Source organism: Streptomyces fradiae ATCC 10745 = DSM 40063, from assembly GCF_008704425.1.
Lineage (GTDB): Bacteria > Actinomycetota > Actinomycetes > Streptomycetales > Streptomycetaceae > Streptomyces > Streptomyces fradiae.
On record NZ_CP023696.1, the window covers coordinates 6,020,718 to 6,046,551 of the forward strand.

Annotated in this window: 24 protein-coding genes; 13 read left to right on the top strand and 11 right to left on the bottom strand. The window is 77.3% G+C overall.

The window, feature by feature from the left end:
* Positions 1–129: 129 nt before the first annotated feature.
* A complete protein-coding gene (locus CP974_RS26300; protein WP_031130634.1) occupies positions 130–708 on the top strand; it encodes a GNAT family N-acetyltransferase in 579 nt (192 codons plus the stop codon).
* A 138-nt stretch (positions 709–846) separates the two neighbouring features.
* On the opposite strand, the gene CP974_RS26305 is transcribed toward CP974_RS26300, so the two are convergent.
* Positions 847–1,221, bottom strand: coding sequence for a VOC family protein (locus CP974_RS26305; RefSeq protein WP_031130632.1), 375 nt, complete (start codon positions 1,219–1,221; stop codon positions 847–849).
* Between the two features lie 24 nt (positions 1,222–1,245).
* Entirely contained in the window at positions 1,246–2,049 is an 804-nt protein-coding gene (locus CP974_RS26310; RefSeq protein WP_031130630.1) for a methyltransferase domain-containing protein, read from the bottom strand.
* A gap of 191 nt (positions 2,050–2,240) precedes the next feature.
* Between CP974_RS26310 and CP974_RS26315 the strand changes: the two genes are divergently transcribed.
* The 3 genes from CP974_RS26315 to CP974_RS26325 are packed head-to-tail and all read left to right on the top strand — an operon-like array spanning position 2,241 to position 5,883.
* On the top strand, positions 2,241–2,645 hold the full coding sequence (locus CP974_RS26315; protein WP_031130628.1) for a hypothetical protein: 405 nt from the start codon (positions 2,241–2,243) through the stop codon (positions 2,643–2,645).
* Between the two features lie 24 nt (positions 2,646–2,669).
* Entirely contained in the window at positions 2,670–4,025 is a 1,356-nt protein-coding gene (locus CP974_RS26320) for an NAD(P)/FAD-dependent oxidoreductase (protein ID WP_031130626.1), read from the top strand.
* 1 nt (position 4,026) lies between these two features.
* Positions 4,027–5,883 carry a transketolase gene (locus CP974_RS26325; RefSeq protein ID WP_031130624.1) on the top strand — a complete coding sequence of 619 codons (1,857 nt, stop codon included), beginning with the start codon at positions 4,027–4,029 and terminating at the stop codon, positions 5,881–5,883.
* 125 nt (positions 5,884–6,008) lie between these two features.
* On the opposite strand, the gene CP974_RS26330 is transcribed toward CP974_RS26325, so the two are convergent.
* Positions 6,009–7,175 (bottom strand): baeRF2 domain-containing protein, encoded by a 1,167-nt coding sequence (locus tag CP974_RS26330; RefSeq protein ID WP_031130622.1) that lies wholly within the window; start codon positions 7,173–7,175, stop codon positions 6,009–6,011.
* Positions 7,176–7,311: 136 nt separating this feature from the next.
* Between CP974_RS26330 and CP974_RS26335 the strand changes: the two genes are divergently transcribed.
* Positions 7,312–7,887, top strand: coding sequence for a TIGR03086 family metal-binding protein (locus CP974_RS26335; protein ID WP_031130620.1), 576 nt, complete (start codon positions 7,312–7,314; stop codon positions 7,885–7,887).
* A gap of 125 nt (positions 7,888–8,012) precedes the next feature.
* Here the strand turns inward: CP974_RS26335 and CP974_RS26340 are convergent, their stop codons facing one another.
* Together CP974_RS26340 and CP974_RS26345 are read right to left on the bottom strand one after the other, a co-directional pair.
* On the bottom strand, positions 8,013–8,570 hold the full coding sequence (locus CP974_RS26340) for a type 1 glutamine amidotransferase domain-containing protein (protein ID WP_031130618.1): 558 nt from the start codon (positions 8,568–8,570) through the stop codon (positions 8,013–8,015).
* A 281-nt stretch (positions 8,571–8,851) separates the two neighbouring features.
* Positions 8,852–9,214 (bottom strand): DUF2795 domain-containing protein, encoded by a 363-nt coding sequence (locus CP974_RS26345; RefSeq protein ID WP_031130616.1) that lies wholly within the window; start codon positions 9,212–9,214, stop codon positions 8,852–8,854.
* A gap of 267 nt (positions 9,215–9,481) precedes the next feature.
* Here CP974_RS26345 and CP974_RS26350 point away from each other — a divergent pair, with 267 nt between their 5' ends.
* Positions 9,482–9,670 carry a hypothetical protein gene (locus CP974_RS26350; protein WP_031130614.1) on the top strand — a complete coding sequence of 63 codons (189 nt, stop codon included), beginning with the start codon at positions 9,482–9,484 and terminating at the stop codon, positions 9,668–9,670.
* 359 nt (positions 9,671–10,029) lie between these two features.
* Positions 10,030–10,821 (top strand): RNA polymerase sigma factor SigF, encoded by a 792-nt coding sequence (locus CP974_RS26355; protein ID WP_069978872.1) that lies wholly within the window; start codon positions 10,030–10,032, stop codon positions 10,819–10,821.
* Between the two features lie 277 nt (positions 10,822–11,098).
* Here CP974_RS26355 and CP974_RS26360 read toward each other — a convergent pair whose 3' ends face one another.
* Complete coding sequence (locus CP974_RS26360) at positions 11,099–12,508, bottom strand: PAS domain-containing protein (protein ID WP_078915903.1); 1,410 nt, start codon at positions 12,506–12,508, stop codon at positions 11,099–11,101.
* 209 nt (positions 12,509–12,717) lie between these two features.
* Between CP974_RS26360 and CP974_RS26365 the strand changes: the two genes are divergently transcribed.
* Genes CP974_RS26365 through CP974_RS26375 form a run of 3 tightly spaced genes read left to right on the top strand, consistent with a single transcriptional unit; the run spans position 12,718 to position 15,888 of the window.
* On the top strand, positions 12,718–13,482 hold the full coding sequence (locus CP974_RS26365) for an ANTAR domain-containing response regulator (protein ID WP_078915904.1): 765 nt from the start codon (positions 12,718–12,720) through the stop codon (positions 13,480–13,482).
* Positions 13,483–13,522: 40 nt separating this feature from the next.
* Entirely contained in the window at positions 13,523–14,782 is a 1,260-nt protein-coding gene (locus CP974_RS26370; RefSeq protein ID WP_031136408.1) for an aminotransferase class I/II-fold pyridoxal phosphate-dependent enzyme, read from the top strand.
* Complete coding sequence (locus CP974_RS26375) at positions 14,779–15,888, top strand: MBL fold metallo-hydrolase (RefSeq protein ID WP_078915905.1); 1,110 nt, start codon at positions 14,779–14,781, stop codon at positions 15,886–15,888. The genes CP974_RS26370 and CP974_RS26375 overlap by 4 nt, the downstream gene beginning before the upstream one ends.
* 75 nt (positions 15,889–15,963) lie before the next feature.
* On the opposite strand, the gene CP974_RS26380 is transcribed toward CP974_RS26375, so the two are convergent.
* The gene (locus CP974_RS26380) at positions 15,964–16,611 is read right to left on the bottom strand and encodes a DedA family protein (protein ID WP_037940148.1); all 648 of its coding nucleotides are present in this window, start codon (positions 16,609–16,611) and stop codon (positions 15,964–15,966) included.
* The gene (locus tag CP974_RS26385; protein ID WP_031137161.1) at positions 16,608–17,375 is read right to left on the bottom strand and encodes an MBL fold metallo-hydrolase; all 768 of its coding nucleotides are present in this window, start codon (positions 17,373–17,375) and stop codon (positions 16,608–16,610) included. Before CP974_RS26385 ends, CP974_RS26380 begins: the two co-directional genes overlap by 4 nt.
* A gap of 59 nt (positions 17,376–17,434) precedes the next feature.
* On the opposite strand from CP974_RS26385, the gene CP974_RS26390 reads away from it, so the two are divergent.
* From CP974_RS26390 to CP974_RS26400, 3 genes are all read left to right on the top strand, one after another.
* Positions 17,435–17,839 (top strand): hypothetical protein, encoded by a 405-nt coding sequence (locus CP974_RS26390; protein WP_031137164.1) that lies wholly within the window; start codon positions 17,435–17,437, stop codon positions 17,837–17,839.
* Between the two features lie 343 nt (positions 17,840–18,182).
* Positions 18,183–20,456 carry a phage holin family protein gene (locus CP974_RS26395; protein ID WP_078915912.1) on the top strand — a complete coding sequence of 758 codons (2,274 nt, stop codon included), beginning with the start codon at positions 18,183–18,185 and terminating at the stop codon, positions 20,454–20,456.
* Positions 20,457–20,524: 68 nt separating this feature from the next.
* Complete coding sequence (locus CP974_RS26400) at positions 20,525–22,027, top strand: amino acid permease (protein WP_051840068.1); 1,503 nt, start codon at positions 20,525–20,527, stop codon at positions 22,025–22,027.
* Positions 22,028–22,188: 161 nt separating this feature from the next.
* Here CP974_RS26400 and CP974_RS26405 read toward each other — a convergent pair whose 3' ends face one another.
* The 3 genes from CP974_RS26405 to tdh form a co-directional block, all read right to left on the bottom strand.
* On the bottom strand, positions 22,189–23,115 hold the full coding sequence (locus CP974_RS26405; RefSeq protein ID WP_031129986.1) for a LysR family transcriptional regulator: 927 nt from the start codon (positions 23,113–23,115) through the stop codon (positions 22,189–22,191).
* Positions 23,116–23,308: 193 nt separating this feature from the next.
* Entirely contained in the window at positions 23,309–24,502 is a 1,194-nt protein-coding gene (locus CP974_RS26410) for a glycine C-acetyltransferase (protein WP_031129985.1), read from the bottom strand.
* Between the two features lie 49 nt (positions 24,503–24,551).
* Positions 24,552–25,580, bottom strand: coding sequence for an L-threonine 3-dehydrogenase (gene tdh / locus CP974_RS26415; RefSeq protein ID WP_031129984.1), 1,029 nt, complete (start codon positions 25,578–25,580; stop codon positions 24,552–24,554).
* Positions 25,581–25,834: the final 254 nt, after the last annotated feature.

A 25,834-nucleotide genomic window follows, 5' to 3' on the forward strand; every position in this document is an offset into this window, starting at 1 on the left:
TACCTCCCTGGCTCGTCTGTCCGCCGGTCACCCGCACGGTATGCCGCCCGCCGCCCACCAGGCAATCCGCGCTTGTCTGACAAGCTGGGGCGCCGGGCGGGCCGGGCGGGAGCGATCTACGCTGGGCGGATGCCCGACGCCGCCACCCCGCGCCCCCCGTACCACGCCGAGGGCCCCCGCGTGGCCCTGCGCCCCTTCCGGTACGCGGACGCCGCCGAGTTCACCGCGCGCGCCCGTGAGAGCGCGGACCTGCACCGTCCCTGGCTGTTCCCGCCCGACACCCCCGCGGCCTACGCGTCGTACGCGCGCGCCCTCATCGAGGACCCGGCCCGCTTCGGCCACCTGGTGTGCGAGCGCGACGGCGGGGGCATCGCCGGGTTCGTCAACGTCAACAACATCGTGCGGGGCTCCTTCCAGTGCGGTGCCCTCGGGTACGGCGCGTTCGCCCACGCCGCCGGGCGCGGCCTGATGAGCGAGGCGCTGGCCCTCGTGGTGCGCCACGCCTTCGGGCCGCTCGCGCTGCACCGCCTGGAGGCCAACATCCAGCCCGGCAACGGCGCTTCGCTCGCGCTGGTGCGCCGCGCGGGCTTCCGGCGGGAGGGCTACTCCCCGGCGATGCTCCACGTCGACGGCGCGTGGCGGGACCACGAGCGGTGGGCGATCACCGCCGAGATGCCCCTGCCGCCGGCCGGGGACCCGGTCCGCTGACCTGCGGGGCGCGTCCCGCCCCCTCCGGGCCGGGGCGCGTCCCGCCACCCTCCGCCCCGATCGGGCGGGTCCCGTCCGCCCGGCCGCCCGATCGGGGCGGGGCCCTTCCGGCCGGGGCGGGATCGGCCCGCGGGGCGGCTACCCCTGACCCTCCGCGTCCGCCTCCGGGGTGCGCCGGTCCACGTACTCGAAGACGGAGCCGTCCGGGTGGACCGCGATCAGATTGCGGCCCACCGGCGTCGCCACCGGCCCGGCCACGACCCTCGCGCCCACCTCGGTCAGCGTCCGGTGCGCCACGTCCACGTCCGCGACCGCGATCGTCGCCGTGACCTTGCGCAGCACCTCCAGCTCCGAATCGGGGCCGCTCATCAGCAGGAAGCAGCCGACCGCGGCGACGCGGACACCGCCGCGCTCGAACCGCAGGGCGGGCGCTCCCGTGAGCCGCTCGTAGAACGCCGTCGCGGCCTCCAGGTCGTCGACGCAGACGCGCAGTGTGGTACCGAGGATCTCCATGCCCGCCAGGGTAGTTGGAGCGGATCACACCCGGCAGAGGATCTCCCCGTGCGGTACGGCGAACCACCCGTCGGCGTCGCCGCCCCACGCCCGCCACCCCTCGGCGACCGCCGCCAGGCGCTCCGGAGTCGTGTGGCCGCCCTCCACCGCCAGCCGCGCGTACCCCGACCGCGTGGTGCGCTCCGCCCACAGTCCGCTCCACCAGGAGCGCTCCTCGGGTGTGGCGAAGCACCACACCGAGGCGCCGGGCGTGATGTCGGTGAACCCGGCGCTCCGCGCCCACGACAGCAGCCTGCGTCCGGCGTCCGGCTCGCCGCCGTTGGCGCGCGCCACCCGCCGGTACAGCTCCAGCCACTCCGCCAGCGCGGGCACCCGCGGGTACCAGGCGAAGGCCGCGAAGTCGCTCTCCCGTACGGCGACGAGCCCGCCGGGCCGGCACACGCGCCGCATCTCCCGCAGCGCGCCGACCGGGTCGCCGACGTGCTGGAGGACCTGGTGGGCGTGGACCACGTCGAAGGAGTCGTCCGGGAAGCCCAGCGCCCGCACGTCCGCCACGGCGAACACCGCGTTCCCCACCCGCCGCTCGGCGGCCACCGCGCGGGCCCGCTCCAGCACCTCCGCCGACGTGTCGACGCCCGTCACCCGTCCCGGCGCCACCCGCGCGGCCAGGTCCGCCGTGATCGTGCCCGGCCCGCACCCCACGTCCAGCAGGTCGAGCCCCGGCCGCAACGCGCCCAGCAGGTACGCCGCGGAGTTCTCCGCCGTGCGCCACAGGTGCGAGCGCAGTACCGAAGCGTGGTGCCCGTGCGTGTAGACAGCGTCCTTCATCGTCGTACTCCGTCTTCCTCGGGTCCGGGCTCCGAGGCTACGCCGGTACTCCACATGGCGAGACGGGTGTCTCGCCATGTGGACTCGGTGGGTGTGGGGCGGGCGCGGGGGGAGGTGTGCGGCGGGCGCGGAGGGAGGCGCGGGGCGGGCCTTCCTGTTAACGGAGCGGCGCGCCGGGTACCCGGCGCCCCATGAGAAACAAGATCCCGCGGTCCCGGCAGCCGGCGCGCGCGGCCACCGCGGCGCTCGGGGGTGCCCTGCTCGCCGCGCTCGTCGCGGTGGTCCGCAGGCGCGGCGCCCGCACCGCCGACCGGCCGCCGCTGCGCGCCCTCGAACCGGAGCCGGCCGGACCGGCCGACCCGAACGTCCAGGACACCCCGCACGCCGGGAGGGGCGCCGAGGCGGAGGGCCACGGCGACCTGCGCGTCGTCGCGCCGGGGGTGTCGCCCGCCCCGGTCGCCCCGCCGCCCGGACCGGCCCGGAGCGCGGACCGGACCGAAGCCGCCGAGCCGCCGCCCGGCCCCGCCGAGCCCGTCGAGCCGGCGCTGCCGCCCGGCCCGCCCGCCGACCCGGAGGCACCGCACCACCGAGCCTGACAGCGACCCATCACGGGAGGCCCAGTGACCACCCAGCCGCGGCGCCGCCCGCGCGTCCTCATCGTCGGAGCCGGCTTCGCCGGCTACCAGACCGCCCGCGAACTCTCCCGCACGCTGCGCGGACGTGCCGAGATCGTCCTGCTCAACCCCACCGACTACTTCCTCTACCTGCCCCTCCTGCCCCAGGTGTCCGCCGGCGTCCTCGAACCGCGCCGCGTCACCGTCTCCCTGCCGGGCACCCTGCGCCACGTACGCCTCGTCCTCGGCGAGGCCGGGCACATCGACCTCGACGGGCGCCGCGTCCAGTACACCGACCCCGAGGGCACCCCCGGCGACATCCGCTACGACCGGCTGGTCCTCGCCGTGGGCAGCGTCAGCAAGCTGCTGCCCATCCCCGGCGTCGCCGAGCACGCCACCGGCTTCCGCGGCCTGCCCGAGGCGCTCTACCTGCGCGACCACATCACCCGCCAGATCGAGCTGGCCGCGTCCGCCGCCGACCCCGCCGAGTGCGCCTCGCGCTGCACCTTCGTGGTGGTCGGCGCCGGCTACACCGGCACGGAGGTCGCCGCCCACGGCAAGATGTTCACCGACGCGCTGGTCCGCAAGCACCCCGCCTGGCCCGAGGGCGCACGGCCCCGCTGGCTCCTCCTCGACGTCGCCGACCGGGTCCTGCCCGGCCTCGACAGGCGGCTGTCCGACACGGCCGACCAGGTGCTCCGCTCCCGCGGCGTGGACGTGCGGACGGGCACCTCCGTCAAGGAGTCCACCCGCGAGGGCGTCCTGCTGGACACCGGCGAGTTCGTCGAGACGCGTTCCCTCATCTGGTGCGTCGGCGTCCGCCCCGACCCGCTCGTCTCCGAGCTGGGCCTGCCCGTCGAGCGGGGCCGCCTCGTCGTCACCCCGCAGCTGGAGGTCCCGGGCCGACCGGGCGTCTTCGCCTGCGGTGACGCCGCCGCCGTGCCCGACCTGCACCGGCCCGGCGAGTACACGCCGATGACCGCCCAGCACGCCTCGCGCCAGGGCAAGGTGGCCGCCCGCAACGTCGCCGCGTCCCTCGGCGTGGGCACCCCCGCCCCGTACCGCCACAGCGACCTGGGCTTCGCCGTGGACCTGGGCGGCGTCAAGGCCGCCGCCAACCCGCTCGGCGTACCGCTGTCCGGTGTCGTCGCCGGGGCCGTCACCCGCGGCTACCACCTGGCCGCCATGCCCGGAAACCGCGTCAGGGTCGCCGCGGACTGGCTCCTCGACGCCGCGCTGCCGCGCCAGGCGGTGCAGCTCGGCCTGGTGCGCTCCTGGCAGGTCCCCCTCGACACGGCGTCACCCGAGGTGGCCAAGGCCGGCCCCGGACGCCAGACCGGCGCCGGACGAGGGGAGGAGTGACATGCGCCCCGACGAACTCACCGCACTCGGGCAGCAGTTGCGCGCCGACGCGGTCCGCGTATCCGACCGGGCCGGCTCCGGCCACCCCACGTCCTCCATGTCGGCCGCCGACATCGCGGCCGTCCTCCTCGCCCACCACCTGCGGTACGACTTCGACCGCCCCGACCACCCGGCCAACGACCGGCTCGTCCTGTCCAAGGGCCATGCGTCGCCCCTGCTGTACGCCCTGTACCGGGCGGCGGGCGCCGTCGACGAGGACGAACTGCTCACGTACCGCACCCTCGGCAGCCGCCTCGAAGGCCACCCCACGCCCCGGCTGCCCTGGGTCGACGTGGCCACCGGCTCGCTCGGGCAGGGCCTGCCCGTCGCCGTCGGCATGGCCCTGGCCGGGCAGCGCCTCGACCGGCTGCCGTACCGGGTCTACGTCCTGTCCGGCGACAGCGAGATGGCGGAGGGCTCCGTCTGGGAGGCCGTCGAGCACGCGGCGTACGAGCACCTCGACAACCTCACCCTCGTCGTCGACGTCAACCGGCTCGGCCAGCGCGGCCCCACCCGGCACGGCCACGACCTCGACGCCTACGCCCGCCGCCTGCACGCCTTCGGCTGGCACGTCGTCGAGGTGGACGGCCACGACGTGGAGGCCCTGGACACCGCCTTCGCGGAGGCCCGCTCCACCACCGGGCGGCCCACCGCGATCCTCGCCCGCACCCGCAAGGGCCGCGGCGCCGAGGCCGCCGAGGACCGCGAGGGCCTGCACGGCAAGCCCCTGAAGGATGCCGAGGCGGTCGTCGCCGAACTCGGCGGCGTACGCCACGCCCGCGTCGCCGTGCAGGCCCCGCCGGACGGCGAGCCGCCCGCCCCCGCGCCCGGCTCCGTCCCGCCGGGTTCCGTGGCCGGGCTGCCGCGGTACGAGGTGGGCGACACGGTCGCGACCCGCACCGCGTACGGCCACGCCCTCGAAGCGGTCGGCTCCGCCCTCGGCCGGGTCGTCGCCCTCGACGCCGAGGTGGGCGACTCGACGCGGACCGGGTTCTTCGCGAAGGCCCACCCCGACCGGTACTTCGAGTGCTACATCGCCGAGCAGCAGATGGTCGCCGCCGCGGTCGGCCTGGCCGCGCGCGGCTACGTGCCGTACGCGTCGACCTTCGCCGCGTTCCTCACCCGCGCGCACGACTTCGTGCGCATGGCCGCCGTCAGCCGCGCGGGCGTCAACCTGGTCGGCTCCCACGCCGGTGTCGCCATCGGCCCCGACGGCCCCTCCCAGATGGGCCTGGAGGACCTCGCGATGCTCCGCGCGGTCCACGGCAGCACCGTCCTCTACCCGTGCGACGCCAACCAGACCGCCCGCCTCGTCGCCGCCATGGCCGGGCTCGACGGCATCCGGTACCTGCGCACCACGCGCGGCGACCTGCCCGTCCTGTACGGCGCCGACGAGGAGTTCCCGGTCGGCGGCAGCAAGGTCCTGCGGCGCCACGACGACGACCGGGTCACCCTCGTCGCGGCGGGCGCCACCGTGCACGAGGCCCTGAAGGCGGCCGACCTCCTGGAGCGCGAGGGCGTCCCCGTACGGGTCGTCGACCTGTACTCGGTCAAGCCCGTCGACGCGGACACCCTCCGCGAGGCCGCCGCGCAGACCGGCTGCCTGCTCACCGTCGAGGACCACCACCCGGAGGGCGGGATCGGCGACGCCGTGGCGGAGGTCTTCGCCGACGGCGGCCCCGCACCCCGGACGGTCCGCCTCGCGGTGCGCTCCATGCCGGGCTCGGCCACTCCGGAGGAGCAGCTGCACGAGGCCGGCATCGACGCCGACGCCATCGCCGCGGCGGTGAGGCTGATGGTGGAACGGGTCATCGCCTGACGGGCGGCCCTCGGGTCAGCCGACGGGCCCTCCTCGGGGGCACCTGATGACGGGCGACGCGAGTGAGGGGGCAAAACGTGGTGGCGGGACGCCGGTGACCCCGGCGTCCCGCCACCACCACCGCCTCACATCGTCGCCGCCTCCGTCTCCTTCTCGTCGTACGGCCACCTCAGCAGCGCGCCGAGCCCGCCGACCGGCACCTCGTCGTCGATCTCGGGCCGCACCCGCAGCACCTCTGCGCCGGCCGCCAGCGCCGACCTCAGCAGCGCGTCGTCCGCCCGCGCCGGCAGCGGCTCGGTGTCGCCCAGGTACTGCGTCTCCGACCGCCGCACCGCCACCTGGTCCGGGTGGGCGCCCACCCACACCCGGCGGTGCGCGTCGGGCCCCTCGGGGCGGATCAGCAGCTCCGCGATCCGGTGCTCCCGCGCCGCCTCGACCAGCGCCGGCACCCCCTCGGCCGCCGCCGCGCCGGCCGCGCTCGCCCCCTCGGGGGCACGGGCGGCCCGGAACCGGTCCAGCTCCGCCTCCGCCCTGCGCCGCAGGAACGCCTCCTTCGCGGCCCGTACGTCCTCGTCGAGCCGCTCGCGCCCGGACCCCGCCGCCCGGCCGCCGTGCCCGCTCTCCACCACCTCCGCCGCCAGGGCGACGGGCAGCCGCTCGTGGACGGAGCGCCGCTCGCGCTCGCCGCCCGCGAGGACCACCACGTCCACGCCGAGCCGCGGCACGGCGTCCGCGACGGCGTCGGCGACCTTCCGCGCGTTCTCCTCCCAGGTGTTCTCCACGCTCAGCTGGAAGTGCCGCTCGGACCAGGTGTTCGTCGCCGTGCGGTGCACCGGCCAGTCGCGGCCCCGCACCTCCCCGGCCGGCGTCGCCGGCCCGACGGGGCCGCGCAGCTCCAGGTCCGCGCCGGTCCGGTCGACGTACGCGACCAGGCACACCGGCTCCCCGGCGGCCAGGTCCAGCAGCGGCCCGAGCCGGGGGAGCGCCGACCAGAAGACCTGCGACGGGGCCGGGGGCCGTACGGCCAGCTGCGGGTCGAGCACGACCTCGCCGTGCGCCGCGAACACCGCGCGCCCGGCTTCGCCCGCCGGCCGCGGCCACGCGGACAGCGTCGCGTGGACCGCCCGCACGGTCGCCCCGTCGCCCCCCTGGGCGGCCAGCTCGTCGCACGCCTCGCGCGCCATGAGCTCCTGCCGCCACCGGGCGGACTCGTCCATCCGCGAGGTGTCGAGGTACACGCTGGCCCAGGGGCCCGGACGGTCGTGGAGAGCGGTCAGAAAGGCGAATCGCATGGTTTCCCTCCCGGAGGCCGGGGACGTCCGCCGCGGCGGGTACCCGAGGGCACGGACGCCACACGGGCGCGCTGCTGTCGCGGCGCCCGGCGGCCCGGCCCACAGTGGAATCCCCGACCCCACCCGGAGGTGGCCCATGCCCGGCAGCCCGCTCCTCGACCGGCACCAGGAGGCGCTCGACCTGTTCTCCTCGCACGTCCACGCCGTACGCGACGACCAGTGGGGCGCGCCCACACCGTGCGCCGAGTGGTCGGTCCGCGACCTGGTCAACCATCTGACCGGCGAGCAGCTGTGGGTGCCGGACCTGGTGCGCGAGGGGCGGAGCGTGGCGGAGGTCGGCGACGCGTACGACGGCGACGTGCTCGGCGACGACCCGGTCGCCGCCTGGGACCGGGCGGCGCAGGGCGCCCGGCGGGCGTTCGCGGAGGAGGGCGCGCTGGACCGCACGGTCGCCCTCTCGTCCGGGGACACGGCGGCCACCGCCTACTGCTCCCAGATGGTGATGGACGCGGTGGTCCACTCCTGGGACCTGGCGCGGGCCATCGGCGCCGACGAGCGGCTGCCGGGGCCGCTGGTGGACCTCGCGTACCGGGAGGTCGCCCCCTACGCCGACGCGCTGGCCGCGTCGGGCCTCTTCGCCGAGCCGGTGCCCTCCCCGCCGGACGCCGACGCGCAGACGAGGCTGCTGAACCTGCTGGGCCGCCGCCCGTGAGCCCTTGGGGCGGCACGGCGCGCGCCGGCTCCCGTACGGGGGACGTACGGGAGCCGGCGCGCGTGCGGTGCGGCCCGGCGGGGCCGGTGGCGTGCGGGCCCGCCGCGGTCCGGTGGGGGTGGCCGTCAGGCGGTCCCCGCTCCGGCGCCCGCCTTGCGGAACTGCTCGGTGAGCGCCGCGCAGAACGCGGGCAGGTCGTCCGGCTTCCGGCTGGTGATCAGCGCCCCGGAGCCGTCGTCGGAGACGACGACCTCCTCGTCCACCCACTCGCCGCCCGCGTTGCGGACGTCCGTGCGCAGGCTCGGCCACGACGTGAGCCGCCGTCCCCGCACGACGTCCGCCTCGATCAGCGTCCACGGCGCGTGGCAGATCGCCGCGACGGGCTTGCCGGCCTCGAAGAACCCCTGGATGAAGGCGACGGCCTTCTCGTCCATGCGGAGCGCGTCGGGGTTGGCGACACCGCCCGGCAGGACGAGCCCGTCGTACGCGTCCGGCGACACCTCGTCCACCGTCCGGTCGACGGGGAACGTGTCGCCCTTGTCGAGGTGGTGGAACGCCTGCACCTTCCCCGGCTTGGTGGACACCAGCTCCGGGGAGCCCCCGGCGTCCTTCACCGCCTTCCAGGGCTCCGTGAACTCCACCTGCTCGACGCCCTCGGGCGCCATGAGAAACGCGATGCGCACGATGTGCTTCCCTTCCTGTCGTCGTCTTCCGGGGCGCCCGCCCTGAGGGGCGGGCGCCCCGGCCGTTCTTCGGTACGACCGCCGGCGGGTACGACCCGGCCGGCCGTGTCGCACCGGTCCTTCCGGTGTTCCACGCCGTCCACGCGGCGGCGGGGCCGGATCGGCGCCCGCCCCGCGGCGGGACCGCCCGCGTACCCCGCTCAGGCCGGTCCCGCCCAGCCGGTCCCGCTCAGCCGGTCCCGCTCAGGGCGGTCCCGGCCCCGGTCAGGCCCGGTCCCCGCTCACGCCCGGTGCAGGGCGACCGCGACGTCCTGCACGCTGCGGTAGGTGCGGTCGCCGGGCAGGTCCTCGACGCGCTCCGTGAGCGGGTCGGGTGCGTGCCGCTCCCGCAGGACCCGCAGCAGGTCCCCGCGGTGCGCCGGGAACGGGGTGCGGGCCAGATGCCGGGCCAGCTCCAGGCGCAGCGCCTCGAACGCGTCGCCGGGGACGCGCCCCTGCGCCAGCTCCGGGTCGTCGTCCGCCACCGGCTCGGGGTCGTGCCACTCCTCCGTACGCGTGGGGTGGCCCGACCGGAGCAGCCCTTCGAGCTGGTGCTTCATCGCGTCGTCCTGACGCCGGCTGAGCCGGTCGCTGCCTCGCTGCATGGCGCCCTCCAGGTGCGGCGTGTGTCGGTCGCCGGGCGGGTACCCGGAGCCGCCGCCGCAAACCCCGGCAACCCGCCCGTACCGCCCGTACGCCCGGACCGGCCGGCCCGCACGCCCCCGGGCCGTCTCGCGGCCGCCGGTGCCTGCTGCGGCCGACGCTCCGAGCCGACGCCCACGAGCCCGGCGCCCCGGGCCGGCCGGTTTGAGGGTGGGGGGCGGGGGGACTCGCCGCAGCGGCCGACTGGCCCGGACGGGAAGGACGGGGCGATGGACGTGACGGCCGTACTGATCGTCTTGCTGCTGCCACCCGCCATGCTCGCGGTGGTGATGGGGATGGCGGGCTACGAGGACCTGATGCTGCCCGCCGAGCCCCTGGACCCGTGCGATCCGGCGGAGCCGCCCGCCGCCGCCGGCCCCGAGACGGCGCCCGCCGCGGCCCTGGGCGCCGGCGAGTGAGCCTCCGGATTCACCCGTACGGGGGAACGCCTCGTACGGGCCCGGCGACCGCTCGCGCGGCGCCCCCGCCCTACGGCCGAACTGCGCGTATACCGCCGCCCGCATCGCCCGCCGGCCGGCCGGCGCGGCGGTTCCGGCTGCTTCCCGCCGTGCTCGGCGAGCCGTCCACGGCGTCCGAACGGAGAGTGGTTCCAAGGTGTTTGCCACCCCGGACCCCGGGCAGGCGCATCTCGTGCTTCGGACCGGAGGCACGTCCGTGGGAGCGGGAAATCCGCTCCGGACGTGCGTGTCCACGTCCGGGCGGAGCTTCCTCGGGGTGACAGCCAACCGTCAGCGCCGTTCAGGGAGCTGAGAACCACATGCCTACGCTCGCTCACACGAAGCATCCGCACGACGACGCCCCCGACACCGCCGAGGCCTTCCGGCGCCTGGCGGCCCTGCCGCCCGGCGAGGAACGGGACCGCGTCCGCCAGGACATCGTCAGCGCCTGGCTGCCCATGGCCGACCGGCTCGCCGGCCGGTTCCGCAACCGCGGCGAGGCGCTGGAGGACCTGCGGCAGGTCGCGGCCCTCGGCCTGGTCAAGGCGGTGGACCGCTACGACCCCACGCGCGGCGCGGCCTTCGAGAGCTTCGCCGTGCCCACCATTACCGGCGAGATAAAGCGGCACTTCCGGGACCACATGTGGACCCTGCACGTGCCCCGCCGCGTCCAGGACCTGCGGGGCCGGGTGCGCCTCGCCTACCAGGAGCTCTCCCACTCGGTCGGCGGGCGCGCCCCGACGGTCGCGGAGATAGCCGAGAAGGCGGGGATGACCGAGGAGGAGGCCGTCGCCGGCCTGGAGGCGCTCGACAGCTTCACCGCCCTGTCGCTCGACGCCGAACTGCCGGGCACCGAGGACGGCTACACCCTGGTCGACGCGCTCGGCGGCCCGGACCCGGCCCTCGACGTGGTCGTGGACCGGGAGGCCGTGAAGCCCAGGCTGCGCACCCTGCCGGAGCGCGAGCAGAGGATCCTCTACATGCGGTTCTTCCGCGACATGACGCAGAGCAGCATCGCCGAGGACCTCGGCATCTCGCAGATGCACGTGAGCCGGCTGATCAGCCGCTGCTGCACGCGCCTGCGCGAGGACATCATGCGGGACGCGGCCTGACCGCACCCGCGCGGCCCGCGCCCGCGGCGGCGCCCGTCCCGCACGCGCCCGGCCGTCCGGGTGCCGCCCCGGCCGTCCGGTACGCGCCCCCGTCCGCGACCGTGCCCCCGGGGCGGGCCGGCACCGAACCGGCGGCACCCGCCCGCCCCGCCCGCCCCGTCCGCCACGGTCCCGCCCGGTACCGGCACCGGCGGCGGGCGGCCGGCCGGCGCCGCGGGCGCCGGTGGTGCCGGCCGACCGCCCGCCGCCCGGCCCGTCCGCACCGGAGCGGGCCGGTCTACCCCGTACCGCCCGCACACCCCGTACCGCCCGCACATCCCGCACACCCCGTACCGCCGAGGCCGCCCGGACCGGCCGGACGGCACATGGCCAGGCCGACGTGGCGGGAGAGCACGTCGGCCGCGTGGGCCTCCGCCATCGAGAACGCCCGCCGGGCGCCGCAGCGCAGCAGCGTCAGCACCCCCAGCACCCGGGGCCCCGCCGCACCGGCGGCGCCGCCGTCCGGGGCGGGGCCGGCGGCCACCACCGGCAGGCACAGCAGCGAACCGACCCCGGCGCGCACCAGCACCGCCGCCCCGTCGGCGTCCGTCCCGAGCGCCAGCGCGTCCTCGGGGCGCACCTGGAGGGACGCGGACCCGCCCGCCGCCACCTCCACCACGAGCGGGCAGGAGGCGGGATCCTGCGCGGCCAGCGCCCGCGCCGCCCGGGTGTCGCCGTCCCTCGGGCCCAGCACCGCGGCCCGCCGCAGCGGCCCGTCCGGCCCCTCGGGGCACAGGTCGGCGACGACCCAGTCCGCGAACCGGCCGTGCAGCACCCGCGCCGCCGCCTCCAGGGCGCCGCGCGCGTCGCCGGGGGCCGTCCGCAGCAGGGCCGTCGCGACGGCGTCCACCAGGTCCAGCGCCCCGGCCCGCTCGGTGGCCTCCGCGAGGCCCGGCACACCGCCCGGCCGCTCGGGCACACCGCCCGGCCGCTCGGGCCCACCGCCCGGCCGCCCCGGCGCCCCGCTGGCCGCGCCGGCACCGGCTCCCGTACCCGCCCCGGCGGCGGAGGACGCGCGCCCACCGCCGGGCCGGGCCACTCCCGGCACCGCCCCGCTTCCCGTACCGGTCCCGGCCCGCGCCCCGGCGCCCGCGCCCGGCACACCCGGCTGGAGCACGAGCACCACCGTCCGCTGCGGCTCACCCGGCGGGGACAACGCCGTCAGTGTGGCCCGCACGGGCTCGTCGGGCCCCTGCAGCAGCCGCACGGTGAGGCTCCGGGCGCCCTCGCCGCGCGCCGCCGCCGCCACCTGCGACCGGAACGGAGCCCGGTCGCCCGGAGCGAGCAGCCCCGCCAGCGGGCGCCCCGTCGCGTATCCGGCCCGCACCCCGGTCAGGGCCGTCGCGGCCGGGTTCATCCGCCGTACGGCCGTGTCCCGGTCGACCAGCACCACGGGCAGCGGCAGCCGCTGGAACACCGCCCTCAGCAGCTGCCGCTCCCGCCGCTCCGCCGACGTGCCCTCCGGCGCCCTCGCCGCCAGCCGTTCGTACCGGGGCCACAGGGTCTCCGCCGCGTGCTCGAGCTCGAACAGGGCGGCGTCCAGCACGCCCCGCAGCTCCGCCGCCGGCAGGGCGCGGGAACCGCGCAGCGCCCCCACCCGCCGTACGAAGTCCGCGAGGTCCTCGCCGAACGAGCCGGTCTCGCTCATGATCCTGACTCCCGCTCCGCCCGGCGCGTCCGCCGAGGCTGCCGTTCCCGTTCCGGTTCCGCCGGGGCGCGCACCACCCGGCGCGCCTGCGGCCCGTATGCCCCGACGGCGGGCGCAGCACCGGTGGGGGAGCGCCGGGGCGGGCACGCCGGGGGCCGTTTCGGCGGGAGCGCGGCGGGCAGCCGCACCCGGAGAGGAGAGCCGCCCCCATGCTGATCGCGCCCGACCACGAGGGACCCGGGCCGGCACCGGCCGCGCGCCGCCTCCAGCGGCTCGCCGAGCAGTGCGTCCGCTTCCTGCCCGCCTGCTGCGGCGCCGCGGTGACACTCGGCGGCGGGGAGGCGGAGCGGGACGAGCGCCGCACCGCGGCGACGCACCCGGACCTCGCCGCCCTGGTCGGCGTGCAGCTCGCCACCGGCGACGGCCCGATCACGGCGGCACTCGACAGCGGCGGCCCCGTCGTCGCCGGGGACCTGCTCCACGACGCACGCTGGCCCGCCTTCCGCGCGGCGGCCCTCGGCGCGGGCGTCCGGGCCGCCGCGACCCTGCCCTTCCACCGGGCGGGCGCCTCGCTCGCCCTCCATCTGTACGGCTTCCGGCCGGGCTCCCTCACCGGCGCCGCGCACGGCCCCGCCGCCGCCCTCGGCGCGGAGGCCGCCGCCGGGCTCGCGCGCGACCGGCGCCACCGCGCCGCCCTCGCAGAGGTCGGCCAGCTGGAGTCCGCGCTGCGCTCCCGGCCCGTCATCGACCAGGCCGCGGGCATCGTCATGCACGTCCTGGACTGCGGGGCCGACGAGGCGTACGCGGCGCTGCGGCGCTCCTCCCAGCTCACCAACCGCAAGCTGGCCGACGTGGCGGCGGGGATCGTACGGGCCCGCGGCCGCGACCTGCGGGAGGAACTGGCCCGCCCCGCCGGCGGCGCCGGAGCGGCCCCCGGCCCTCCGAACGGCGAACCACCGCAAATGTTCGTATAAAGGGTTCGAGCCCTCAGACGCACGGGAGGCCGAGGTCGTGGTGACGCGCAGCTTCGCCCACGGGCACGGGCAGGTGCGGTACGCCCCGCCCGCCCCCGACACCGGCCTGCCCGTCGTCGGCGAGCTGGCCGGGCTGCTGGCCGCCGCCGCGACCCGGCCCGACGCCGAACCGCCCGGCGGCGGGCCCGTCCTGCGCGAGGCGGCCTGCGGCTACTGGTCGCGCCGGGGCCTGCGCTGCCACCCCGAGGACATCGCCGCCTCGCCCGGCACCGGCCCGCTGCTGACCGCGCTGCTCGCCGCGCACGGCGGCGACGTGCTCATGCCCCGCCCCTGCCCCCTGTCGTGGACCCCGCAGGTCCGGCTCCTCGGCCGGCCCGCCTACCACGTGCCGACCCCCGCCGAGTGCGGCGGCGTCCCCGACCCGTACGCGCTGCTGGAGACCGTGCGGAGGGTGCGCGCCGAGGGCGGCCGGCCCGCCGTGCTGCTGCTCGGCGTCGCCGACGACCCGACCGGCACCGTCGCCCCGCCCGAACTGGTCCACGAGGCGTGCGAGGCGGCCGCCGGCGAGGGCCTGCACGTCATCAGCGACGAGACCTGGCGGGACACCGTGCACCGGCCGCACGACACCGTCTTCGTCAGCCCCGCCGAGATGCGCCCCGGCGACGTCACCGTCCTGTGCGACCTCGCGGGCGCCCTCACCCCCGCCGCCTGGCCCGCCGCCGTCGCCCGCTTCCCTCCCGGCCCGTCCGGCGCAGCCCACCGGGCCCGCGCCCTGGACGTGCTCACCGCGCTCGGCGCCGACCTGCCCGGCCCGCTGGCCGCCGCCGTCGCGCACGCCCTGGACGAGCCGGAGGCCGTCACCGCCCGCAACGCCGCCGCCACCGCCCTGCACGCGCGCGTGGCCGCCGCGGCCCACCGCGCCGTCCTCGACGCGGGCGCCCTGGCCCTCCCGCCCGAGGCCGGGCGCCACCTGTACGCGGACCTCGGCCCGCTGCGCGGCGCCCTCGCCGAGCGGGGCGTCACCGACTCCATCGAACTGGAGGACCACCTGACCGCCCGGCTCGGGGCGCCCGCACCGGGCGCCCACCGCTTCGGCGACGAGCTCGGCGCCCTGCGCGTCCGCCTGGCCACCACGCCGCTGCTGGGCGCCACCCCGGAGGAGCGGCTGGAGGCCCTCACCGCCGAGGACCCGCTCGACCTGCCGCACGTGGCACGGGCCCTGGCCGGCCTGTCGGCCGCGCTGCGCGACCCCGAACCGCGCCCGGACCGCGCCGCGACCGCTGGAGGACCCCGCACATGACGGACGGGACACCCGCAGACCTCCCCCCGGTCGCCTCGCCCCGGGACCCCGCCGCGCCCGGCACGGGCCCCGGGTCAGGCACCGGCACGGGCCCCGCTCCGGGCACGGGCCCCGGTCCGGGCACGGGCGCCGTGAGGTGCCCCGCGCCCCGGCCGCTGGGCGAGACCCGCTCCTGGCCCCGCTCCTTCGCCGGCCGCCTCACCGCCCCGCTGCCGGGCGTCCGCGCCTTCGCCCGCCTGGCCCGGGAGGGCGCCGCCGCCGTACGGCCCGGCGCCGACGGGCTGCGCGACGTGCCCAAGCTGCCGTTCGCGCCCGGCCCGCTGCCCCCCGCGGGCCCCGACACGGTGGCCGTCACCTGGGCGGGCCACGCGAGCTGGGTCATCCGGGCCGGCGGGCTCACCGTCCTCGCGGACCCCGTCTGGTCCCGCCGCATCCTCGGCACCCCGGCCCGCGTCACACCCGTCGGCGTCCGCTGGCGGGACCTGCCGCCCGTCGACGCGGTCGTCATCAGCCACAACCACTACGACCACCTCGACTGGCCCACCCTGCGACGGCTCCCGCGCACCACCCCGCTGTTCGTCCCGGCCGGCCTCGGCCGCTGGTTCCGGCGCCGCCGCTTCACCTGCGTCACCGAACTCGACTGGTGGGAGTCGGCCGAGCTGGGCGGGGTCCGCTTCGACTTCGTACCGGCCCACCACTGGTCCAAGCGGACCCTCACCGACACCTGCCGCTCCCTGTGGGGCGGCTGGGTCCTGACCGACTCGCACCACCGGCGGGTCTACTTCGCCGGCGACACCGGGTACGGCCACTGGTTCCGCCGCATCGCCGACCGCCATCCCGGCATCGACCTGGCGCTCCTGCCGATCGGCGCGTACGCCCCCCGCTGGTGGCTCGGCGACGTCCACACCGACCCGGAGGAGGCCGTGCGGGCCTTCCGCGACCTGGGCGCCCGGTTCATGGCGCCCATGCACTGGGCGACGTTCGTCCTGTCCTCCGAACCGGTCATGGAGCCCCGCACCCGCCTCCACGCCGCCTGGGACGCGGCGGGCCTGCCCCGCGATCGCCTGTGGGACCTGGCGGTCGGCGAGTCCCGCGTACTCCCCTGAACCACCCCACCCCGCTCACCCCCCGGCCACGCCGCCCGCCCCCCTCCGCGCGCCTCCGCCCACCCTCCGCGCGCCTCACCCTCCGCGCGCCTCACCCGCGCCGGTCCGCCGCCGGCCCCTCCGCGCCCACCGCCACAGCCTCGGCACGGCGCTCACCAGCAGCGCCAGGGCGACCGCCACCGCCACACCCTGCCAGGCGTACGGGAACAGCGACCCGCCCACCACACCGATGAGCTGGTACGCCGCCGCCCACGCCAGCACCGCCGGCACGTCGGCCCGGACGAACCGGCCCAGCGGCATCCGCGCCAGCAGGCACGCCACCATCACCGGGATCCGCCCCGCGGGCACCAGCCGCGACACGACCAGTACCGGCACCCGGTGGTCGTGCAGCCTGGTCTGCGCCCGCTCCAGCCGCTCGGGGTCGGCCCGCGCCCGCAGCGCGTCCAGCCACCGCGAACCGCCCCGCGACACCACCCCGCGCCGCCCCAGCCAGAACAGCGCCGAGTCCCCGGCGAGCGCCGCCGTGGCCGCCACCAGGAAGACCGCGGGCAGCGCGAGCGGCGCCGACTGGTGGTAGGCGACCACCGCCGCCGAGCTGACCACCGCCCCGGTCGGCACGACCGGCACCAGCGCCCCCAGCGCGACCAGCAGGAACAGCGACGGATAGGCGACCGCCCGGTGCGTCTCCTCCACGGCGAGCTGCCCCAGCAGCCCCGCGGTCACCGCCCCGCCCCCGGCCGCACGCTCTCGCCGTGCCCCAGCAGGTGCACCGCCACCTCCGGCGCCCGGCGCGCCGCCAGCCGAGCGAACTCGCCGCCCGGCGCGTGGAACTCGTGCGGACGCACCGCGTCCAGCCCGATCGGCCAGTACGTGCCGTAGTGCACCGGCACCGCCGCCGCGGGCGCCAGCTCCGCCACCGCCCGCGCGGCACGCCCCGCGTCGAGGTGGCCGTGCCCCAGGAACGGCCCCCATCCGCCGACCGGCAGCAGTGCCACGTCCACCGCCCCGACCGCCGCCGCCATCCCGTCGTACAGGCCCGTGTCCCCGGCGAAGTACGTGCGGGCCGCGCCGGCGATCACGTACCCGAGCGCGGGGGAGCGGCGCGGCCCCACCGGCAGCCGCCGCCCGTCGTGCGCGGCCGGCACCGCCCGTACGGCCACGGGACCCGTCTTGACCTCGTCACCGGCGGCCACCTCGGTGATCCGCAGCCCGGTCAGCCGCCGCAGCCCCGGCACCGCGCGGACCGCCCCGAGCGGCACCACGAGACGCGTGCCGGGCGCGAGCCGCGCCAGCGACGGCAGGTGCAGGTGATCGGCGTGCAGATGCGACACGAGCACCACGTCCGCTGCCGCCGCCTCGGGCGGCGGCAGCGCGCCCCGGCGCCGCCGCAGGTGCCCGAGCCGGGGCACGAACAGCGGGTCCGTCAGCACGCGTACGCCGGAGTCCTCGACGGTGCAGGTGGCGTGGCCCCACCAGGTGACCTCCATGCCACGAGCGTAGAGCGGGAGCGCCTCCGGCGGGCAGCCGCCGGGAGTAGGGTCGCCCCATGGACGACGTACGCGTGGCGGCGATCGCCAGCCTGACGCCGCTCGACGAGCTCGACAGCGACCCGTTCCTGGTCGACACCCGCAGCCAGCACGCCATGTGCGAGCGGTGGGCGGCCGGCAGGGGCTATGTCGTCAGCCGCACCCTCCTGTGCTACGGACTGCGCCCCGACCACCGCACGCTGTGGGCGGACGTCGAGGAGGGCGCCGTCGACCTCTTCGTCGCGCCGAACGAGCGGGTGCTGGCCCGGGCGGTCACCTCGGCGCGGGACTTCACCGCCGAGTGCGAGCGGCGCGGGGTGCGGCTGGAGACGGCCGGGCTCCACGAGCCGGCGTACGACGCGGAGATGAAGGCCCGCGTGCACCGCCGCCTCTCCATGCCCACGGCCGGCTACGACGGCCGCTGACCCGGCCCCGGCCCAGGCCCCGGGCCCCCGGCCGCCGGTCCGGCCCCTCCCTGCCCGGCCGCCACCGCCCGCCGACCCGCACCCAGCCGCCGGCACCCGGCGACCCACCCACCCCCCACCGACCCGCGCCTACCCACCGACCCGCGCCCGCCGACCCGCGCCCACCCACTTACCCACCGGTCCGCGCCCGCCCGCCGGTGCCTGGCGCCCAGGCGACCCGCACCCGCCGTCCGCCCGCCCGTACCGGGGTCCGCGCGCGCGTCCGCGCGGCGGGGCCGGCCGCCGGGCGGACGCGGTGTGCCACGCTGGTGGCCGCGGACCAAAGCGGCGAAAGGCGGACGGTGTGGGCGTCGGTCGGTGGAAGTCGGTGGGCGGCGCCGCCTTGCGGGTCGTCGTCGTGTGGGCCGTCTCGACCCTCACCCTGCTCCTCCTGGCCGGCGCGCTGCCCGACTTCCAGCTCCAGTCCGACGACGGCGACAGCGCCACCCGCACCGCCGTCACCGCCGCCTGGGGCGCGGGGGCCTTCGGGCTGCTCGGCGCGCTGGTGTGGCCCCTCGTCGTACGGGCGCTGCTGCTGGTCCCCGCGCTCGTCCTCGGCGTGCTGGTGTTCTTCCTCAACGGCTCGCTGCTCCTCCTCGCGCTCTGGCTGATCCCCGACGGGCGCGGCGAGGCCGACCCGCAGAACGCGGTCGTGGTGGCGGCCGTCATGTCGGCCGTGGCCTCCGCGACCTCCACGGCCCTCGCCGTACGCGACGACGAGGCGTACGGCCGCCGCCTGTACCGGCTGGCCGGGCGCCGCCGCCGCACCGCCGCGAGGACCGGCCCCGGCACCCCTCCCGGCACGCTCTTCCTCCAGCTCGACGGGGTCGGCCACGACGTGCTGCGTGACGCCATGGACGCCGGGACCATGCCGACGCTCGCCGCCTGGGCGGGCACCACGCACCGCCTCGCCCCGTGGCGCACCGACTGGTCCAGCCAGACCGGCGCCAGCCAGCTCGCCCTGCTCCACGGCACCAACCACGACGTGCCGGCGTTCCGCTGGTACGAGAAGGACACCGGCCGCCTGATGGTGTGCAACCGGCCCGCCAGCGCCGTCGAGCTCCAGCGCCGCGCCGCCGCCCGCACCGGAGGCCCCGGGCTCCTCGCCGAGGACGGGGCGAGCCGGGGCAACCTCTTCGGCGGCGGCGCCGAGCAGCTCGCCCTGGTGCTCTCGGTCTCCGCCAGGCGCGGTCCGGGCACCCGCTCCCGCGCCGGGTACTTCGCGTACTTCCGCGACCCGGCCAACGCCACCCGCACCGCGGTGTCCTTCGCCGCCGAGCTCGTCCGGGAGACCGGGCAGGCGCTCGCCGCCCGGCTGCGCGGCGACGCGCCCCGCGTACCGCGCGGCGGCGCGTACCCGTTCGTGCGGGCCTTCGCGACCGTCGTCGAGCGGGACGTGGTGGTCGCCGCCGTCCTCGGCGACGTCCTGGCCGGGCGGACGGCCGTCTACGCCGACCTCGTGGCGTACGACGAGGTCGCCCACCACTCGGGGCCGCGCAGCGGCGACGCGGCGAAGGTCCTCGCCCGCCTCGACCGCTCCGTCGAGCTGATCGCGAAGGCCGCCGCGCACGCGCCCCGCCCGTACCGGATCGTGCTCCTGTCGGACCACGGGCAGAGCTTCGGCGAGACCTTCGAGAGCGCGTACGGGCTGACGCTGCGCGACCTCGTACGGGCCGGCTGCGGCCTGCCCGTGTCCCGGCGCGCCCGGCACAGCGCCAGCGGCGCGGAGGCCCGCAACGCCCTGCGCAGCGCCCTGCACCGGCCGGTGGAGGGGGAGCGGCGCGGTGAGCGCCCGGCGCGCGGGGCCGGCCCGGTGGTGCTGGCGTCGGGGAACCTGGGGCTCGTCTCGTTCCCGGACGTCTCCCACCGGATGTCCCGGGAGGAGATCGACCAGCGGTACCCGGGGCTGCTGCGGACCCTCGCCGGCCATCCGGGGATCGGCTTCGTGCTGGTGCGCTCCGAACGGCACGGCTCGGTGGTGCTGGGCGGGGACGGGTTCGAGTCGCCGGTCGACGAGCTGGCCGACGGGGCGGGGCCGCTCGCCGCGTTCGGGCCGGGCACGGCCGCGGCGATCCGGCGCACGGACACGTTCCCGCACGTCGCGGACATCATGGTCAACTCGATGTACGACCCGGAGACCGACCGGGTGCACGCCTTCGAGGACCAGATCGGCTCGCACGGCGGGCTCGGCGGCGGCCAGTCCGAGGCGTTCCTGATGTGGCCCCGCGAGCTGTCCTCGCCGGTGGGCGAGGCCGGGGGGCTGGTGGGCGCGGAGGCCGTCCACCGGGTGCTGCGGCGCTGGCTGGCGGAGGCCCGCGAGGGTGAGGCCCGCGGCGGTGGGCCCGACGGCGGTGAACCCAGCGGCGGTGGGCCCGGCGGTGGGGAGGCGGACGGCCGGGAGGCGGACGGCCGGGAGGCGGACGGCGAAGGGGGCGACGGCGGGGAGCCCCGTGCCCGGCGGCGCCCGGCGCATCGTCCCGCCGTGGCGGCGGACTCCGCGCAGGAATCGCCGCCGCATTCACAAACGGACGGAAGATTTCCGGTTGCGGGCGGGGGGCCGCCGGACGAAGACGGGTGATTTGGAGCGCTGTTCCGCCGTACGCCAGCATGGTGAACGTTTGTACGGAGAAAGGCGCATCACCCCTCATGAGCACGGCCCTCACCCCGGACGCCGGGCAGGACACCCAGCGGCCCCCCACCCCCGGTGCCACCGCGGACGGCAGCCCCGGAAAGGGCGGCCCCGGGAACGACGGCCACGGCGACGGGGGCAGGCACGCCCGCCGGTTCGGCCTCCCCGTCGCCACCGCCCTGGTCATGGGCAACATCATCGGCGGCGGGATCTTCCTCCTCCCCGCGTCCGTGGCGCCCTACGGGACGATCAGCCTGGTCGCGTTCGCCGTGCTCACCGCGGGCGCCGTCGCCCTCGCCCTGGTCTTCGGGCGGCTCGCCGAGCGGCACCCGCGCACCGGAGGCCCGTACGTGTACGCCCGCGAGGCGTTCGGCGACTTCGCCGGGTTCCTGTCGGCCTGGTCGTACTGGATCACCACCTGGGTCTCCAACGCCGCCCTCGCCGTGGCCGCCGTCGGCTACCTCGACGTGCTGCTGCCGCTGCACGGCTCGGTCGCCGCGACCGTCGCCGCCGCGCTGCTGGTGCAGTGGCTGCCCGCCCTCGCCAACCTGGCCGGCACCCGGTACGTCGGCGCGGTGCAGCTCGTCGCCACGGTGCTGAAGTTCGTCCCGCTGCTGTTCGTCGCCGTGGCCGGACTGTTCTTCTTCGACGCGGACAACCTGGGGCCGTTCCAGGGCAGCGGCTCGGGCGCGCTCGGCGCGGTGTCCGCGTCGGCGGCGATCCTGCTGTTCAGCTACCTCGGCGTCGAGTCGGCCGCCGTCAGCGCGGGCGAGGTGCGCGACCCGCGCCGCAACGTCGGGCGCGCCACCGTGCTCGGCACGCTCGGCGCCGCCGTGCTGTACCTGCTGGGCACGGTCGCCGTGTTCGGCACGGTCGCCCACGACCGGCTCGTCGGCTCCTCGGCGCCGTTCTCCGACGCCGTCGACGCCATGTTCGGCGGTACGTGGGGCGGCGCGGCCGTGGCGTGCATGGCCCTGGTGTCGATGGTCGGCGCCCTCAACGGCTGGACGCTGCTGAGCGCCCAGACCCCGTACGCCGCCGCCCGCGACGGGCTGTTCCCGCGGGCCTTCTCCCGCCGCAGGCGGGGCGTGCCGACGGTCGGCGTCCTCGTCACGGTCGTCCTGGCCTCCCTGCTGACGGTCTACAACTACACGGCCGGCTCCGAGGGCGTCTTCGAGACGCTGGTGCTGGTCACCACCTTCACGGCGACCGTCCCCTACCTGCTGTCCACGGCCGCGCAGATCCACTTCCTGCTGTCCGGCCGCCGCGACCGCGTCCAGGGCGGCCGGCTGGTGCGCGACGGCGTGCTCGCCGCGCTCGCCTTCGGCTTCTCCATGTGGCTGGTCGCGGGCTCCGGGTACGCCGCCGTCTACCAGGGCGTGCTGTTCCTCTTCGCGGGCGTCCTCGTGTACGCGTGGATGTCGGCCCGGAAGGTCCGTGCGGGCGACGGCGAGGGGAGCGGCGGCGGCCACGTGGCCGACGACGGGCAGGGCGCGGCCTCGGCGGCGCGGGCCCGCTGAGCCACCGCCCACGCCCCGCACCCCCACCCCGCCCGGCCCGCGCGCACCCCGCACACCCCGCCCGGCCCGGCCCGGCCCGGCCCGGTCCCGCCCGGCCCGCGCCCGGCCCGTACCCCCGCGTCGGCCTGAGCGTCCCCGCCCCGCCCCAGCCCGCCGCCGCGTCAGGCGGTGGGGCCGTCCGCCGACAGACCCGCCGCCGCGCGGGCCAGCGCGTCCAGCACCGGCCGGATCAGCGGATGGTCCTCCGCCCCGCGCCGTACCGCCGCGAACACCCGCCGGAACGCCGCCGGACCCGCCACCGGCCGGACCACCACGTCCTTCAGTTCGATGCCGCGCAGCGCCGAGCGCGGCACGAGCGCCACGCCGGCGCCCGCCCCGGCCAGTGCCACGACCGCGCGGAAGTCGTCCGACGCGTGCACCAGCCGCGGCTCGAAACCGGCCAGCTCGCAGGCGAGCAGCACCATGTCGTGGCAGGGGTTGCCCGGTGACTGGCCGATCCAGTCGCTGGAGGCGAGCGCGGCCAGGGCCACCTCCGGGGACTGGGCCAGCGGATGGCCCGCGTGCAGCACCGCGTCGAACGGCTCCGCGTACAGCGGCACCCGCACCAGCCGCCGGTCGCCGTCGCGCGGCGCGCCCCGGTACTCGACGGCCAGCGCCAGGTCCGCCTCGCCGTCCAGGACCAGCGGCAGCGACTCGTCGCCCTCCGCGTCCCGCACCCGCAGCCGGATGCCCGGACGCTCGTGTGCCAGCCGGCCGATCGCCGGGGCCAGCACCTCCGCGATGCCCGTGGCGAACGCCGCCACCGCGACCTCGCCGGCCGTCCCGTCCGCGTACGCGGCCAGCTCCGCCTCGGCCCGCTCCAGCTGGGCCAGCACCTCGTTGGCGTGCTCCAGCAGGATCTCCCCGGCGGGGGTGAGCCGGACGCCCCGGCCGCTGCGGGTCAGCAGGGTGTGGCCGGTCTCCTGCTCCAGTGCGGCGAGCTGCTGGGAGACGGCGGACGGCGTGAGGTACAGCGCTGCTGCGGCGGCGGTCACCGTGCGGTGGTCCGCCGCGGCCCGCAGTATGCGCAGCCGGCGGGGGTCGATCACCCTGCCATTGTCACCCGCCCGCGCACCCCCGCCCGCACCCCGCCGGGACGCCCGGCCGGGCCCCGGCGGGCAAGCGCACGGGCACGGGCACGTGGAGCCCACGTGCCCGCGGGAGCCCACGTGCACGTGCGGCGCACACGGCCGGGCCGGCCGGGCCCGCGGCCCGCCCGGCCCGGCCGCGCGGCCCGGGGTGTCAGCCCTCCATCGCCGCGCGGGCGTCGCGGAAGGCCGCCACCGCCCGCTCCACGTCCGCCGTCGAGTGCGCCGCCGACAGCTGCACCCGGATGCGGGCCTGGCCCATCGGCACGACCGGGTACGAGAACCCGATCACGTACACACCGCGCTCCAGCAGCAGCTCCGCCATCCGCGCCGCCTTCGCCGCGTCGCCGATCATCACGGGCGCGATCGCGTGGTCGCCGGGCAGGATCTCGAAGCCCTCCTCCGCCATCCGGGTGCGGAACAGCTTCGTGTTGGCGTCCAGCCGCTCGCGCAGGTCGCCCGCCGACTCCAGCAGGTCCAGCACCTTCAGCGACGCGGCGGCGATCACGGGGGCGAGCGAGTTGGAGAACAGGTACGGGCGGGAGCGCTGCCGCAGCAGCTCCACGATCTCGGCGCGGGCGGCCACGTAGCCGCCCGACGCGCCGCCCAGGGCCTTGCCGAGGGTGCCCGTCACGATGTCCACGCGGTCCATCACGCCGTGCAGCTCGGGGGTGCCCCGGCCGCCCGCGCCGACGAAGCCGACGGCGTGCGAGTCGTCCACCATGACCATCGCCCCGTACCGGTCGGCGAGGTCGCAGATCTCGCGCAGCGGCGCGACGTAGCCGTCCATCGAGAAGACGCCGTCCGTGACGATCAGCCGGCGCCGGGCGCCCGCCGCCTCCTTCAGCCGTGCCTCCAGCTCCGCCATGTCGCGGTTGGCGTACCGGTACCGGGCTGCCTTGGACAGGCGGATGCCGTCGATGATCGACGCGTGGTTCAGGGCGTCGGAGATCACCGCGTCCTCGGGGCCGAGGAGCGTCTCGAAGACACCGCCGTTGGCGTCGAAGCAGGAGGAGTACAGGATCGTGTCCTCCTGCCCGAGGAACGCCGACAGCCGGTGCTCCAGCTCCTTGTGGATCTCCTGCGTGCCGCAGATGAACCGCACGGACGCCATGCCGTAGCCCCACCGGTCCAGGGCGTCCTTGGCCGCCGCGACGACCTCGGGGTGGTCGGCGAGGCCCAGGTAGTTGTTGGCGCAGAAGTTCAGCACGTCACCGGGGGCGCCGCCCGCCGTCACGGCGACCGACGCCGACTGCGGGGAGCCGATGACCCGCTCCGGCTTGTACAGCCCGGCGTCCCGGATCTCGTCGAGGGCGGTGCGCAGCTCGTCGCGGACGGAGGTGAACATCAGGGTGCTCCTTGGAAGGTGGTACGGGGGCGGGGCGGGGGCGCGGGTGCTAGGCGGTCCAGTCAAGGATGATCTTGCCGCTGCGGGCCGTGGCCGCCTCGTCGAACGCCGTGTCGAAGTCCTTGTACGCGTACCGGCCGGTGACCACCGGGCTCAGGTCGAGGCCGCCCTCCAGCAGCACCGTCATCGCGTACCAGGTCTCGAACATCTCCCGGCCGTAGATGCCCTTCACCGTGATCATCGACGTCACGATCTTCGACCAGTTGACGGGGAACTCCTCCGCCGGGAGACCGAGCATGGCGATGCGCCCGCCGTGCGTCATGTTGGCGACCATGTCGCGCATCGCCTCGGGCCGGCCGGACATCTCCAGGCCCACGTCGAAGCCCTCCCGCAGGCCGAGCCGCTTCTGCGCCTCCGCGATGCCCGTCTCCGCGACGTTCACCGCGAGGGTGGCGCCGACCTTGCGGGCCAGCTCCAGGCGCGGCTCGCTCACGTCGGTGACGACGACGTTGCGCGCCCCGGCGTGCCGGGCGACGGCCGCCGCCATGACGCCGATCGGCCCGGCGCCCGTGATCAGGACGTCCTCGCCGACGAGCGGGAACGACAGCGCCGTGTGCACGGCGTTGCCGAACGGGTCGAAGATCGCCGCGATGTCGAGGTCCACCTCCGTGCGGTGCACCCACACGTTGGACGCGGGCAGCGCCACGTACTCGGCGAACGTCCCGTCCCGGCCGACGCCCAGGCCGATCGTCGACCGGCACAGGTGGCGGCGGCCCGCCAGGCAGTTGCGGCACTTGCCGCACACGAGGTGGCCCTCGCCGCTGACCAGGTCGCCGACCGCGATGTCCCGCACGTCGGGGCCGACCGCCGCCACCTCGCCGACGAACTCGTGCCCGAGCACCAGCGGCGTCGACACCGCCTGCCGCGCCCAGCCGTCCCACGCGCGGATGTGGAGGTCGGTCCCGCAGATGCCGGTGCGCAGCACCTTGATCAGCACGTCTCCGGGCCCCGTCTCGGGCTCGGGGACGTCGATCAGCCACAGGCCGGGCTCGGCCTTCTGCTTGACAAGGGCCTTCATCGCGGCGGCTCCAGGCGGGACAGGCGGAAAGTGCGGTGAACGCGACCAATCTGCCGACGGCGGACGGCCCGCGTCCATCGAGGTTTTCTTAAGCGGGCCCACAGCGCAGCTTCACGCGCCCCGCCGACCGGGTGACGGACCCGCTCCCGACGCCCCGCCGGGCCGCCACCCGCCGGGCCGCCACCGCCGGTACGTCCCGGCCGCCACCCGCCCGGCGCGCTCGTCCCGGCACCTGCCCGCCCGGCGCGCACGTC